Source organism: Streptomyces sp. NPDC046215, from assembly GCF_040646215.1.
Taxonomy (GTDB): domain Bacteria; phylum Actinomycetota; class Actinomycetes; order Streptomycetales; family Streptomycetaceae; genus Streptomyces; species Streptomyces stramineus.
On record NZ_JBEYZW010000057.1, the window covers coordinates 33,292 to 46,436 of the forward strand.

General features: G+C 73.4%; 11 protein-coding genes and 1 pseudogene. 7 read left to right on the forward strand and 5 right to left on the reverse strand.

The window, feature by feature from the left end:
* Nucleotides 1-59 precede the first annotated feature (59 nt).
* Nucleotides 60-542 (forward strand): hypothetical protein, encoded by a 483-nt coding sequence (locus ABZ951_RS23105; RefSeq protein WP_344096312.1) that lies wholly within the window; start codon nt 60-62, stop codon nt 540-542.
* A 22-nt stretch (nt 543-564) separates the two neighbouring features.
* On the opposite strand, the gene ABZ951_RS23110 is transcribed toward ABZ951_RS23105, so the two are convergent.
* From ABZ951_RS23110 to ABZ951_RS23120, 3 genes are all read right to left on the reverse strand, one after another.
* Nucleotides 565-768 carry a DUF5302 domain-containing protein gene (locus ABZ951_RS23110; protein ID WP_344096314.1) on the reverse strand — a complete coding sequence of 68 codons (204 nt, stop codon included), beginning with the start codon at nt 766-768 and terminating at the stop codon, nt 565-567.
* Between the two features lie 188 nt (nt 769-956).
* Nucleotides 957-1,523, reverse strand: coding sequence for a hypothetical protein (locus tag ABZ951_RS23115; RefSeq protein ID WP_361280583.1), 567 nt, complete (start codon nt 1,521-1,523; stop codon nt 957-959).
* A 7-nt stretch (nt 1,524-1,530) separates the two neighbouring features.
* A complete protein-coding gene (locus ABZ951_RS23120; protein WP_361280584.1) occupies nt 1,531-2,961 on the reverse strand; it encodes a HEAT repeat domain-containing protein in 1,431 nt (476 codons plus the stop codon).
* A gap of 358 nt (nt 2,962-3,319) precedes the next feature.
* Between ABZ951_RS23120 and ABZ951_RS23125 the strand changes: the two genes are divergently transcribed.
* The gene (locus ABZ951_RS23125; protein WP_344094142.1) at nt 3,320-4,822 is read left to right on the forward strand and encodes a SpoIIE family protein phosphatase; all 1,503 of its coding nucleotides are present in this window, start codon (nt 3,320-3,322) and stop codon (nt 4,820-4,822) included.
* 117 nt (nt 4,823-4,939) lie between these two features.
* Here the strand turns inward: ABZ951_RS23125 and ABZ951_RS23130 are convergent, their stop codons facing one another.
* Complete coding sequence (locus tag ABZ951_RS23130; RefSeq protein WP_344094145.1) at nt 4,940-6,454, reverse strand: hypothetical protein; 1,515 nt, start codon at nt 6,452-6,454, stop codon at nt 4,940-4,942.
* 234 nt (nt 6,455-6,688) lie between these two features.
* Between ABZ951_RS23130 and ABZ951_RS23135 the strand changes: the two genes are divergently transcribed.
* Together ABZ951_RS23135 and ABZ951_RS23140 are read left to right on the forward strand one after the other, a co-directional pair.
* Entirely contained in the window at nt 6,689-7,798 is a 1,110-nt protein-coding gene (locus tag ABZ951_RS23135) for an aminoglycoside phosphotransferase family protein (protein ID WP_344094147.1), read from the forward strand.
* A gap of 266 nt (nt 7,799-8,064) precedes the next feature.
* Nucleotides 8,065-10,068: a peptidoglycan recognition family protein gene (locus ABZ951_RS23140; protein WP_361280587.1), complete on the forward strand. Its 2,004-nt coding sequence runs from the start codon at nt 8,065-8,067 to the stop codon at nt 10,066-10,068.
* A gap of 60 nt (nt 10,069-10,128) precedes the next feature.
* Here the strand turns inward: ABZ951_RS23140 and ABZ951_RS23145 are convergent, their stop codons facing one another.
* On the reverse strand, nt 10,129-10,629 hold the full coding sequence (locus ABZ951_RS23145; protein WP_344094152.1) for a hypothetical protein: 501 nt from the start codon (nt 10,627-10,629) through the stop codon (nt 10,129-10,131).
* A gap of 505 nt (nt 10,630-11,134) precedes the next feature.
* Here ABZ951_RS23145 and ABZ951_RS23150 point away from each other — a divergent pair.
* The 3 genes and pseudogenes from ABZ951_RS23150 to ABZ951_RS23160 all read left to right on the forward strand — a co-directional run.
* Nucleotides 11,135-11,515: pseudogene (locus ABZ951_RS23150) on the forward strand (rodlin); the annotation flags it as partial.
* 259 nt (nt 11,516-11,774) lie between these two features.
* On the forward strand, nt 11,775-11,858 hold the full coding sequence (locus tag ABZ951_RS23155) for a putative leader peptide (RefSeq protein WP_361280589.1): 84 nt from the start codon (nt 11,775-11,777) through the stop codon (nt 11,856-11,858).
* A gap of 171 nt (nt 11,859-12,029) precedes the next feature.
* A complete protein-coding gene (locus ABZ951_RS23160; protein ID WP_344094154.1) occupies nt 12,030-13,046 on the forward strand; it encodes a 2-oxoglutarate and iron-dependent oxygenase domain-containing protein in 1,017 nt (338 codons plus the stop codon).
* Nucleotides 13,047-13,145 lie beyond the last annotated feature (99 nt).

The following is a 13,145-nucleotide window of genomic DNA, read 5'->3' on the forward strand; positions in this document are numbered from 1 at the left end:
CCGGCCGCCGGGCCGCCCGAGCAAGCAGGCACTACCGTGAAACACCTATGGGGGCGTGGATGACCGCCGAACCGCAGTACGACGAGCGGCACGAAGGCCGGCCGGAAGGGGCCGCCGCCCGGCGGCGGCGCGGGCGCGGGGCCCGCAGGGCCTCAGTCGTCGCGGCCCTGGCCCTGGCACTGGGCGCCACCCTGACGGCCCCGTCCGCCTCGGCCATGAGCCCGGCGGCGCGGACTGTGGCCGCGCAGACCACGACACAGGCCACGACCGCGCAGACCGAGGCCGGGCGGACCGAGGCCGCCGGCACCGCGGCGGCGGCCGGGGCCGCCGCGCAGCACACGGCACACGGCGACCGGGCCACCGCCAAGGATCACCACAGCACCGCGGCCAAGCCGAAGAAAAAGAAGAAGAAGAAAAGCTTCTTCAAGAAGCTCGGGGTCTTCCTGATCGTGCTGCTGATCCTCGTCACCCTGTTCGTGGTGGCGCTGATCGTGCTGGCGGTCTACTTCGTCCGGCGGGCCCTCAGGCGCCGCCGTTCCTGATCACGGACAGGCGCGAAGGCGGTCAGCCGCTCTTCCGGCGGAAGGAGCGCTGGCCGCCCGCCTTGCCGTGGGTCCCGTGGATCTTGGAGCCGTCACGGCCCTGGCCGCCGGAGCCGCCCTCGGCCGATTGACCGCGCTTACGGTCCAGGGCCTCCCGGAATTTCCGCTTCACGTCCTCGGCGGAGTCATTCTCGGGCACGTCCTGGGACGTGGTGCTGTCAGTCATGAAAAACCTCCTGGTCATGGCGGCCGTTGCCCCAGCTTGGCACGGCTGTGCGTTCGGCTGCAGCTGGTTTCCCGTCCGGTCCGCCCGTCCCCGCCCCGCGGGCGTGGACCGGCGCCGGCCGGCCGCCGTCGCCGAGCCTAGCGCGTCGGCGCTCCGCACAGATGGGCAGGTCATCGGGCACGGGCGGCTCAGCCGACCCGCACGTCCCCGTCGGGAAGATCCTCGACGGTCACCTTCCGCGCCGGCTGCCCCAGGCCCTCGGCCACCGCCTTGGCGATCCCGGGGGCGTCCGGACCCGACGGGAACGGGACGCTCTCGCCCTCGCCGTAGCTCTCGACGGCCTTGGTGAAGTAGCCGGGGTGCCAGGCGCCGACGGCGCCCTTGACCTCGACGGCGCTCACGGGCCGCTGCCCGACCAGGCGCCGGAGCGCCGGGAGGATCTGGTCGGAGCGGTACTCGCCGGGCACCTGGAACAGGCTGGCGTGGGCGCCGGCGAGGCCGCCGTCGCGCAGCCGCACCGTCACGGTCAGACAGCTCGTCACGCTCGGGTAGAGGAGCACACCGCCGGGCGCGGCCTCGGCGACCTGCCCTTCGGTGATCCGCACCGGGGCGGCGGTGGCGGTCGCCGCGGCCGCCGGCCGGGCCGGCAGGCCGCCGGGGGCGGCGGCCGCTGCGGGCGGGGCCGGGGCGAGGGAGGCGGCGACGGCTATGAGCAGCGTCCCGGCCCCGGCAACAGACATGATCTTGGGATTCATGGGGGGATCATCCCGCCGGAGGCACCTCGGTGCCAAAGCGGCTGCGGACGGCCGTCTGGACCTCGGCCTCCTCGGCCGGGTCGGTGGCGAGTCTGCGCAGTTGCTCCACCACCCGGGCGTCGGCCGTCGTGGCGTGGTGGGCGGCCAGCTCGCGCGTGCTCTCCTCGCAGTCCCACAGGCACTCGACGGCGAAGCCGGTGGCGAAGGAGGGATCCGTGGCCGCCAGGGCCCGGGCCGTACGGCCGCGCAACTGGGAGGAGGCGGTCTCGCGGTAGACGTGGCGCAGCACGGGCGCGGCACAGCCGATCGACAGGCGCCCGGCCCCGTGGACGAGGTCCCACAGCACGGCCGCGTCCGGCCCCTCGGCCCGCACCGTCCGGCGCAGGGCACTGAGCACGAGCGCGGAGTCGTAGGTGCCGCCCCGGCAGGCGAGCATGCCCGCGGCGGCGGCGCCGAGGGCGTCGTTGCGGTGGATCCAGGCGCGGGCCCGCTCCAGGGCCGCGGTGCTGCGCATCCGCTCGAAGGCGGTGACGGCGGCTTCCGCGACGAGCTCGGCGGCGTCGGCCGCGGCGGCCTCGATGAGGTCGAGGGCCTGCGGGTCGTGGTGCTCGGCGAGGTAGCGCAGCGCCGTGGCCCGGGCGGCCTCCGGGCCGCTCGCGGCGGCCCGGATGATCTCCAGCCGGTCCTCGGGGCCGGCGACGGCGGTCAGGCAGCGGGTCGCGGGGACGTGCCGCAGCTGGGTGGGGTGGAGGGCGAGGCCCTGCTGGGCCCAGTCCAGCACCTCGCGCACGCTCCAGCCGGGCCGGGGGCCCGCGGGACGGAGCTGGCGCTGCCAGCGGTCGAAGGAGCCCTGTTCCTGCGCGGCCAGCACCCGGGCGGCCGTCGCCGGGGACTGCTGTGCGTCGGCCCACAGCCGCCAGGGGCGGGGCTCGAAGGCGTCGCGCACCGCCGCGGCGAGCGCGGCCTCGCCCTCGGGGGTGGCCGGGAAGCGGGCCAGCACGCTCTCCCCGAGGCCGAGCAGACCGGTGTCGTCGTCACGCAGGGCCAGCTCGTCGAGGGCCCAGGCCCAGTTCGCCCCGGAGATGGCGTAGCGGCGCAGCAGCAGGAGGGCGTCGGTACGCCCGTAGGAGGCGAGGTGGCCGAGGACCGCGAGGGCCAGGCCGGTGCGCTCCTCCGCCGGGTCAAGGTGATCGTCGGGGTGGAACAGATGCTGTTCGATCTCGTCGAACCCGCCGTCGAGGTCCATGTGCAGCCGGGCGTAGTACAGCGAGCGGTTCTCGACCTGCCAGTCACTCCTGGGGTCGCGCAGCACGCAGTGGTGCAGTGCCGCGAGCGCCTCGGCCCGCGGCGCCGCGAGGGCATGCAGGGTCCCGTCGCCGCGGCCTCGCTGGAGGAGGCCGAGCAGGGTGCCGCTGGGCGCTATGTCTGGATCGAACATGGGGTCAGCATCCGGTGCGGGGAGTCGGCTGGCAACGGGATTTCCGTCGTCCGGCATTCTTGCCGGTGTCCTGCGGGGCTATGCCTGGTGAACAGGGGGAACTGGATGTCCTCCGAGCGCCCGCAGCCTACCTGGAGCGAGGCATTCCGCCGAGCCCTGTCCGAAATGCCTGCCCTATAGCCTCCGGCATATGCCCTCGACACCACCAGATCGGGTGTTGCCAAAGCCCTGACGGGCCTTCGCTCCCTGTGCCAGAGTCGTTACCGGCCCTTTCCCGGACCCGACGGAGCCGGCGGAGCCGGCAACGCCGCGCTCCGTCAGCCGCACCCGTATGCCGCGCCCGTATTGGGAGTACGACATGCCGCCCCCCCACGAGGACCGTCCCGCCGCCCGGCAGCCCGGGCACGGCACCGTCGACGCGCTCATCTCGCAGACGCGCACGCTCCGTGGCGGCATCGACGCCGTGCGGCGGGAGACGGCCGACGAGGAGCCGCTGTCGGAGGACCCCCAGCTGCGCTGGCAGCGGGCCCTGGTGGAGCTGGCCGTGCACCACCTCGACGGCCTCGGCGAGCACCTGGACCAGCTCCGCGCCGGGCTGCCCGGCGCCGAGGGCCCGGAGGAGGCGCCGGCCGGGCGGCTCCTGCCGCCGCCGGAGCACCCGCCCGGCCGGGCGGGCAGCGCCGAGTGGAATCTCCTCACCGACGACGTCAGCTGGTCCGAGGAGCTCTTCGAGCTCTTCGGCCGCCGGCCCGAGGACGGCGCGCCCACCCTGGACGAGCTGCCCTCCTGGCTGGTCGAGGAGGACACCGGGCTCCTCACCGCCATGGTCACCGGCTGTCTGGTGGACAGCCGGCCGATCGACGGCGAATTCCGCATCGTGCGCGGTGACGGCGCGGTCCGCACGGTGCACATGATGGGCGAGCCGGTCCTGGACGCCGACGGCGCCACGGCCTCCATGTGGGCCGTATTACGGGACGTCACCGAGGAGCGCCGGCGCCGGGAGGAGGTCCACGACACCCGCGACTCCCTCCGGCACCACCGGCACGCCGCCCGGACCGAGCACCGGCTCGCGGTGCAGCTGCAGGAAGCCGTGCTGCCGGCCTGGCGCGGTTCCCTGCGGTTCCCACAGGCCGGCCCGGCCGACGGCACCCCGGGCGCCCCCGGCAGCCTGGACATCGCAGCGCACTACCTCCCCTCGTCCAGCAGCGCCCTCATCGGCGGTGACTGGTTCGACGCCCTGCGGCTGCCCGACGGGCGGACGCTGCTGAGCGTCGGCGGGCTCACCGGCCACGGCGTGACCGCCACCTCCACCATGGCGATGCTGCTCGGCGCGCTGCGCGGCATGGCCGTCACCGGCGCCGAGCCGGGCCCCCTGATGGGCTGGCTCAACCACCTCCTCGACGCCTCCGCGCAGCCCGCCCTGGGCAGCGCGGTGTGCTGCCGTTACGACCCCACCGCCCGCACCCTCAGCTGGTCGCAGGCCGGGCACCCCGCCCCGCTGCTCTTCCGCGGGGGGCGCGGCCGCTCGCTGCGGCCCCCGGAGGGCCTGCTGCTCGGAGCCGTGTCCGATGTCACCTACGGCCAGGCCGAGGAAACCCTGGAGCCCGGGGACGTCCTGGTCCTGCACACCGAGGGCCTGGCATCGCACAGCAGCGAGTCACCGCACAGCACCGGGCCGGAGACCGGCACCACGGATGCCGCGGGCTTCGCCGAAACGGTCGCCGAGCGGCTCCTGGGCTTCGCACCGCGGTTCGCCGAGGCGAGAACCGCCCAGGACTGCGTGCGAGCCGTGCTGGAGGAGTTCGGCGTCAAGGAGCGCGAGGACGACGCCTGTGTGCTGATCGCCCGCATCAACTCCTAGCCTCCCGCCACCACGCGACGGGCGGACTGGCGGGACGGGCGGACAGACAGGCCGTGGGCAGGGCGGGCCCGGCGGTGTCCGTACCCGGCCCGGACGGGCCCGGGATCGGCGCCGCCCTTACACGGCCGCGCTCCCGTCCTTGCCGGAGCCCTTCCCCGGGGTCTTGGACGCCTTCGGCGCCTTGGGCAGCGCCCGCTGGATCTCCCGGCGCAGCTCCTCGATCCGGGGGTATCCCGCGTACTTCCCGGTGAGCCGGTACATCTCCCGCAGCCGGTCCCAGGTGCGGTGCGAGGAGGTCTCGCCGATCGACACCAGGGCCAGCCGGGCGTAGGTGTCCGCCTGCTCGGGGTCGTTGCCGATGAAGCACGCGGACGCCATGGAGATGTAGTCGAAGATCATTGACCGGAGGGTGTCGTTCCCCCGCAGCGCCAGCGCCTCTCTGGCGTGCCGCTGGGCGATGACGGCCACCGAGGGGTCGTGTTCGGCGAGCGTGCGGTAGGCGAGCGCCTGCATGCCGTGAAATTCCTCGTCGTGGAACTTCTGCATCCAGCTCGGCGCGGGCACGTCGCCCTTGTCGGAGACGAAGAGCTCCTCGGCCTCGCCCAGAGTGCGGCGCATGGCCTGGCCGCGGCCCATCGACGCCTGCGCCCACGCCTCGATCGTGCAGAGCATGGCGCGGGTGCGCGGCAGCGTCTCGCTGCCGGAGCCGGACTTGGCGAGCTTCATCAGATCCAGGGCGTCATCGGGACGGCCGAGGTGGACCATCTGGCGGGCCGCCCGGGAGAGCGCCTCGCTCGCCCGGGGGCGGTCGCCCCCCTCCCGGGCCGCGTGGGCGGCGATGACGAAGTACTTCTGGGCGGTGGGCTCCAGGCCCACGTCGTGGGACATCCAGCCGGCGAGGACGGCGAGGTTGGCCGCCACCCCCCAGAGCCGGCGCTGGAGGTGTTCGGGGTGGTGGTAGGAGAGCATGCCGCCCACCTCGTTGAGCTGGCCGACCACCGCCTTGCGCTGCAGCCCGCCGCCGCGGGCCGCGTCCCAGGCGCGGAAGACCTCGACCGAGCGCTCCAGGGCGTCGATCTCCGTGGAGCCCACGGGCGCCGCCTCGTAGCGGTCGTACCCGGCGGGGTCCGCGTGCGCGGTGCCCAGCCGCATGTCGTCGAAACGGGGTGCGTCGGAGGCGAGTACCGGATCGGAGTGCAGCCAGTCGTGCATGGCGCTGCTGAGTACTGAGCCTGCGGCGAGCGCGGCGCCCGCGCCCACCAAGCCGCGTCGGTTGAGCATGAGGTCCATTCCCGTGAATTCGGTGAGGACCGCGGCAGTCCGTTCAGGCGGCCAGGGCAGTCCGTCCGCGGACTTGCCCTTACCCGCACGCCCTCTGCGGCCGAACCCGAGGTCCTCGATGGTCACGACACGACCGAGTCGCTCGGTGAAGAGGGCCGCCAGCACCTTGGGCACGGGATCTCGCGGGGACTCCCCCATGTCGATCCAACGCCGTACCCGCGAGGTGTCGGTCGCCAGCTGCGGGTGGCCCATGACGGCCGCCTGCCGGTTCACCAGTCTCGCGAGCTCGCCCTTGGACCATCCGGCCAAACCGAACAGGTCTGCTAGGCGGGTGTTGGGTTCCCTCGTCACGTCAAGCCCCCAGGTTCTCGGCTGACTTGAAGGTAGCGGGCCGACATGGGCCAGGCGAGTATTCGCCAGGGTTCGCCAGGGCTCGCCAGATGGTGTGCCACCCACGGCCGGGTGTGATGTAGGAACGCGCCACCCCGGCCACCCGGCCGCCGGACCGCATTCCCCAGGGTGCTCACGGCCCGGGGACCGGGGAGCGCGGCTATTCGTCGGCACACGAAGGGATCTGTTCCGCCCATGTATGCAGCCTCGTCCTCCGTGTCCGCCCCGCTTCGGCCGCTCCGTCCGCAGCACGCCGGCGGCGGACCGTACCTCGATCCCTCCCACGCCGCGGGAGCGGGCTTCGGGGGCGGGCGGGCCCGGCGGCCGCCGGGGCTCGCCGGCCAACCGCTGAGCGGGAGAATCGACTTGTCCGGCCCCCAGGGCGCGCAGCTGCGCACGGCGATCGCCGCGATCCACCGCATCTGCCCGGAGTTCAACGCCGTCCAGGTCCTGCGCCGCAGCGGGCGCTCGGTGCTCCTGGTCGGCTCCACCGGCCGCGCCACGGCAGTGGCCAAGTGTTTACTGGACCACTCACCCGCCTGGGCCGAGCGGTTCCGCCACGAAATAGCTACATACCGGGCGTTCGTCCGTCATCGCCCGCCGGTACGGGTCCCCCGGCTCATCGCCGCCGACCCCGACAACTGCACCCTGGTCATCGAGCGGATGCCCGGACGGCCGGCCTCCGCCCAGCGCCACCCCGGGGACACCCCGCCCCGGGCGGACGTCCAGGCGGCACTCGGCGCGATCTGCCGGGTCAACCTCTGGCGTCCCCCGGCCGGCATGTTCGACATGCCGCTCGACTACGGCAAGCGCATCGCCCGCTACCACGAGCTCGGTCTGCTCACCGACCGGGATCTGGGAGACCTGCAGAAGCTGCTGCACGGCCTGGCGCACGTGCAGGGCCAGTTCTGCCACGGTGACGCCCTGCTCTCCAACATCCTGCTCTCCCCCGCCGGGCCGGTGCTCGTCGACTGGGACCAGGCCGGCTGGTACCTCCCGGGGTACGACCTGGCCACCCTGTGGACGGTCCTCGGGGACGCCCCCATGGCGCGCCGCCGGATCAGCCAGCACGCCCAGGCCGCGGGGCCGGTGTCGCGCGACGCCTTCCTGGTCAATCTGATGCTCGTCCTCACCCGCGAGATCCGCACCTATGAGACGGCCGTGCAGCGCGCCCTGCACGACCCCGCCCCGGCGGCGCCCGGCGCCGCGGAGTCCGGCGAGGAGCAGCGCCTGCTGCTGCGCCGGCTGCACGACGACTGCGCGCTCGCCAGGCGCGCCGTACGGGCGGCGGTCGGCACCCGCTGACGCCCCCTGCCAAGATCTGCCCGGGCCCGCCCGGTCCGCTCCGGCACGCCGCGTCCTCCCCGCGCGGCGTGCCGCCGTTCATCAATACGGCCCAGCGGCGCGCCGCCGGTCCTTGACGCCCGTGCCGGGTGATCTCCCGGCACGGGCGTTGACATGCCCTGCCCGGCCCCTCCCGCATGATTGACGGATCGTTATCCAGCGGCTACCTCTGGTACGTCCGGCCCCGCACGCCCGCTCTGGCACTGCACGCCCCGAGGAGGCCACCCATGCGAGGATCCGCTCCCCCACCGTGGACGACCCCTCCCAGACCGCCGCGCCGCCGTCGCCGCGGTGTCCGGGCGGCCGTCGCGGTCGCGTCGGCCGCCCTGCTGCTGCCGGTGGTCTCGGCGGGGCCGTCGGCCGGTGCCGGGCCGGCGTCCGCCGGTTCGCTCCAGCGGGCGTTCGCCGACGCCTCGGCGAAGTACCACGTCCCGCAGAGCGTCCTGATGGGGGTCTCCTATCTGCAGTCGCGCTGGGACACCCACGGTGGCGCGCCCAGCGTCACCGGCGGCTACGGGCCCATGCACCTCACCGACGCCGCCACCGCCCTCGCCTCGGCCCCGCACCACAGCGAGCGCCGTGAGGACCCCCGCGGCGACACCGCCCGGCCGCTCGCCGCCGCCCGCTCCGCCCGGCCGGCCGTTCCGCCGTCCGGTGAGCTCCCGGCGCGGCTGCGCACCCTGGCCCGGGCGGCGCGGCTCTCCGGCCTGCCCGCCGGGGCGCTGCGCCGTGACCCGGCGGCCAATCTGCAGGGCGGCGCGGCGCTGCTCGCGGACGGGCAGAAGCGCCTGGGGCTGCCCCTGAGCGAGAACCCCGCCGACTGGTACGGGGCGGTGGCCGGCTATCCGGGCGCCACGGACTCCGGCTCGGCCGCCACCTTCGCCGACGACGTCTACGACGTCATCCGTTCCGGTGAGAAGCGCACCACCGACACGGGCGAGCGGGTCACCCTCACGGGCGTCCCGCACCTGGCGGCCCGTACCGGCCAGCTCCGGCGGCTGGGCCTGAAGGAGCCGGCGGACGGGGGCGTCGAGTGCCCCGCCACCGTGGCCTGCGAGTCGATCCCGGCGCCGTACCAGCAGCTGGAGGGGGCCGACTACGGCAATCACGACCTCGGAAACCGCCCCACGTCGCAGAAGGCCGACTTCATTGTCATCCACGACACCGAGGGCTCGTGGGAGACGACGATCAAGCTGGTCAAGGACCCGGCTTACGTCTCGTGGAACTACACGGTGCGCTCGGTGGACGGGCACATCGCCCAGCACGTGCCGACGAAGGACGTGGCCTGGCACGCGGGCAATTGGTACGTGAACGCCAAGTCGGTCGGCATCGAACACGAGGGGTTCCTCGCCCAGCCGGACGCCTGGTACACGGAGGAGATGTACCGCACCTCCGCGCGGCTGGTGCGGCACCTGGCGCAGAAGCTGTCCATTCCGCTGGACCGGCAGCACATCCTGGGCCACGACAACGTCCCGGGCACGACCCCGGCGGCCATCCGGGGCATGCACACCGACCCGGGGCCGTACTGGGACTGGGCGCACTACTTCGAGCTGATGGGCAAGCCCCTGCACCCGACGGGCGGGGCCTTCGGCGGTCTGGTCACCATCCGGCCCGACTACGACGCCCACAAGCCCGCGTACACCGGCTGCGTGGAGCCGGGCAAGCCCTGTGCCGCGCACGGGTCGGGCGCGGTGCGGCTGCACACGGCGCCCAGCGCGAAGGCGCCGCTGGTGAAGGACGTCGGCCTGCGCCCGGACGGCTCCGCCTCGACGGTCGACGTCAACGACATCGGCGCCCGTGCCTCCACCGGGCAGCAGTTCGCGATCGCCGACCGGCACCACTCGTGGACGGCGATCTGGTATCTGGGGCAGAAGGCGTGGTTCCAGAATCCGTGGTGGCGGGCCACCGCCGTCAACGCCTACGGGAAGGTCGTCACCCCGAAGGAGGGGGTGGGCGAGGTCGCCGTGTACGGGCGGGCCTACCCGGAGAAGGAGGCGTACCCGGCGGACGTGCCGGTGCAGGCGGTGACGCCGCTGCCGTACAAGATGCTCGCCGGGCAGACGTACGCCCTGGGCCAGAAGGTGACGAGCGAATACCTCTGGGCGCAGACCTTCGACCCGGCCGGCCACAAGGTGGTCCGGGGCAAGGACGTCTACTACGAGATCCAGTTCGGCCACCGGGTGGCGTTCGTCAAGGCGTCCGACGTGACGGTGCGGTCCTCCAACCGCTAGCGGGGCGCGCGAAGGAGCCCGGTACGGGTGTACCGGGCTCCGGTGTGTCGGCGGGGGTGATCAGACCTGCTGGAACATCTCCGCGGGCAGCGGCTTGAGGAGCTGGTACAGCTCGTCGGTGATGGGCCGGTCCCAGGCGGCGATGGTGACGAGGACGCCGTCGCTGCGGTCGAACTGGGTGCAGGAGATCCGCCCCTCGGAGCACTTCACGCGCCGCACGATGAGGAGGTTGTCCTCGTGCATCACGGGGATGTCCTCGGTGTCCACCACGTGCACGGGCTCTTCGTTGCCCAGGGCGGCGAGGAGCTGTGCCACCTCGAAGGGCACCTGGCCCTCGCCCGGCTCGCGGGCGGGCGAGCCCTCGGGGAGGTTGCCGATGATCATCGCCGGGCCGCGCCCGCCGAACAGGTCGTAGCGGAGGAAGACGCCCTGGCAGGTGCCGTCGGGTGCGGGCAGCAGCCCGGCCCCGAGGTCGCCCGGCCAGTCCCCCGGGTCCATCGCGAGGACGTCGAAGTCCGGCCCGGTGGGCGTGGCAGCGCTGCGGCGGCGGAGGAACGACATGCACACATCGTACGTGCCCACGGCCGGGGCGTGACCCCGGGGAGACTCCGGTGCGGCGGCACCGGGGGCGTTCCCGGAGGGTGCCCGAGGGATGCCCGGGGGCCGGCGCGGCGCCCGGAGGGGGGCGCCCTCGGGAGCCCGGCCCGGTCCGGCCGGAGGACGGCGCGGACGTGCGGCCCTCCGGGAGCGCGGCCCGGCCGCCCAAGAGCGGGAAGCCCGCCCGGACGCGGCTTGTGGGGGCGCTGTCCGGGCGGGCTGACGGCCGAGCGATCCGCCGCGCGCAGCACCGTAGCAGGCGGAAGCGGGCCGGCCCCGGGAGTCGTCACCCACATGCACCCGGCGTCTCGGGGGCGCGCCGCGCACGGCCGGAGGGGCCGCCGGCCGGTGGTGTTGCTGCAACTGGTGGGGCGATGAAGCAAACGAGTGAATGCCCGAAACTTCTGCAAATGGGGTCGAGTTACTCAGATCGCTTCCCTGAGGCGCAATTCGATCGAAAGGCACAGACGTGCTCAAGAAGGTACTCGCCACGGCCGCCCTGACGGCTTCCGCGGTCGGCACCATGGCCGGCCCCGCGATGGCGATCGGCAACGACCATGATGTCGCCAACGGCAACGCTTCCAAGGTCGGTTACGGCAACACCAAGACCGGCGGCGACCAGAGCCCGCAGATGAGCCTGATCCAGGGCACGCTCAACAAGCCGTGCATCGCCATCGGCAAGGTCGGTCTGCAGTCCCTCGTCGCGCTGATCAACATCGGGATCCAGGACATCCCGATCCTCACCTCGCAGCAGCAGCAGCAGTGCACCGACAACTCGACGATCGACGACGGCGACGACCCGCTGTCGCACATCCTCGACGAGATCCCGCTCCTCTCGGGCAACGGCTCGGGCAACCGCGGCCTCGGTGGTCACGGCGGCCACGACGGTCACCACGGCAAGGGCCACGGCGGACACGGTCACGGCGGCTACGACGGCCGCGGCGGCCACGACGGCAAGGGCCACGGTCACTGACCGTAGCGACTGCCGGACAGAACTTCCCCCTTCCTCGGGTGCACGGGCCCCGAGGAAGGGGGATTTCTCATGCGGGGCCCGGTGCGCGACCGCAGGAGACAGGCGTCCGAGGTATTCGCACAGCCGGTCGTATACGATGGCCGATGTGACCATGCTCGTGAAACGCCGCCACGTGGACCTCCTCCGCGTCACCAGCATGTCCTGTCGCCACTACGGCTGACCCCATCCGCCCGGCCCCCGTCGTCGGCCGAGGCGCTCTTTTCTTCTTGCTCTCCAGCTTTTCTGCCGTTCCCCGGTCCTCGACCGCGCTGCCCGCATACCCTGCGCACGGCAGCGCGAGCCGTCCGGCGTACCGCCGTACCCGACCGGGCCCTCACGCTGTGGATACCTCATGAGTGACAAGCTTCCCGTTCTCGACCTCTCCGCCGCCGCCGGTGGTGCCGATGCCCGCGCCCGTTTCCACGAGGCCCTGCACTCCGCCGCCCGGGACGTCGGCTTCTTCCATCTCACCGGCCACGGCATCGACCCGCGCGAGACCGCCGAACTGATGCGCACGCTCCGTGCGTTCTTCGCTCTGCCCGAGGCGGAACGGCTGTCCATCAGCAACCTCAACTCCCCGCACTTCCGCGGCTACACCCGCATAGGCGACGAGCGGACCGGCGGCAGCCGGGACTGGCGGGACCAGATCGACATCGGTGCCGAGCGCGCGCCCCGCGTACCCGGCGCGGACGAGCCCGCCTACTGGTGGCTGGAGGGCCCCAATCAGTGGCCCGCCGCCCTCCCGGAGCTGCGGACCGCGGCCCTGGGCTGGGTGGAGAAGGTCAGCGGAGTGGCCCAGCGGCTGCTGCACGAGCTGCTGGCCTCGATCGGTGCCCCGGCCTCGTTCTACGACGACGCCTTCGCCGACCGTCCGCATCTGCACCTGAAGCTCGTCCGCTACCCCGGCAGCGCCCCCGACGGCGCCGCCCAGGGGGTGGGCGCGCACAAGGACTACGGCTTCCTCACGCTGCTCCTGCAGGACGAGGTCGGCGGTCTTCAGGTCGAGGGGCCCGACGGATCGTTCCTGGACGTCCCCCCGGTTCCCGGGGCGTTCGTGGTCAACCTGGGCGAGCTGCTGGAGGTCGCGACCAACGGGTACCTCAAGGCGACCAACCACCGGGTGGTCAGCCCGCCCGGCAACCGCGAGCGGTACTCCGTGCCCTTCTTCTACAACCCCCGGCTGGACGCCCGGATCGAGCCGGTGCCCTTCCCGCACGCCCACCGGGCGCCCGGGGTCACCCAGGACGCCGCCAATCCGCTGTTCGCCGAGTACGGCCGCAACGAGATCAAGGGCTGGCTCCGCGCCCACCCCGGGGTCGCCCGCCGCCACCATTCCGCTCTGCGGGTCGACGGGGTACCGGTCGGCTGACGCCGCCGCACCGTTGCCGCCTGCGGCGGCGAGCACCCTGCGGGCGCGTCCTCAAATGCCGGACGGGCTGGTTATGGCTGAGCTCAGCCATAACCAGCC

What these genes read in the sequence shown, in the direction of transcription:
- ABZ951_RS23140 (WP_361280587.1), top strand. Translation starts at nt 8,065, where the DNA reads ATGCGAGGATCCGCTCCCCCACCGTGGACGACCCCTCCCAGACCGCCG.
- ABZ951_RS23160 (WP_344094154.1), top strand. Translation starts at nt 12,030, where the DNA reads ATGAGTGACAAGCTTCCCGTTCTCGACCTCTCCGCCGCCGCCGGTGGT.
- ABZ951_RS23110 (WP_344096314.1), bottom strand. Translation starts at nt 768, where the DNA reads ATGACTGACAGCACCACGTCCCAGGACGTGCCCGAGAATGACTCCGCC.
- ABZ951_RS23125 (WP_344094142.1), top strand. Translation starts at nt 3,320, where the DNA reads ATGCCGCCCCCCCACGAGGACCGTCCCGCCGCCCGGCAGCCCGGGCAC.
- ABZ951_RS23145 (WP_344094152.1), bottom strand. Translation starts at nt 10,629, where the DNA reads ATGTCGTTCCTCCGCCGCCGCAGCGCTGCCACGCCCACCGGGCCGGAC.
- ABZ951_RS23135 (WP_344094147.1), top strand. Translation starts at nt 6,689, where the DNA reads ATGTATGCAGCCTCGTCCTCCGTGTCCGCCCCGCTTCGGCCGCTCCGT.
- ABZ951_RS23120 (WP_361280584.1), bottom strand. Translation starts at nt 2,961, where the DNA reads ATGTTCGATCCAGACATAGCGCCCAGCGGCACCCTGCTCGGCCTCCTC.
- ABZ951_RS23115 (WP_361280583.1), bottom strand. Translation starts at nt 1,523, where the DNA reads ATGAATCCCAAGATCATGTCTGTTGCCGGGGCCGGGACGCTGCTCATA.
- ABZ951_RS23105 (WP_344096312.1), top strand. Translation starts at nt 60, where the DNA reads ATGACCGCCGAACCGCAGTACGACGAGCGGCACGAAGGCCGGCCGGAA.
- ABZ951_RS23155 (WP_361280589.1), top strand. Translation starts at nt 11,775, where the DNA reads ATGGCCGATGTGACCATGCTCGTGAAACGCCGCCACGTGGACCTCCTC.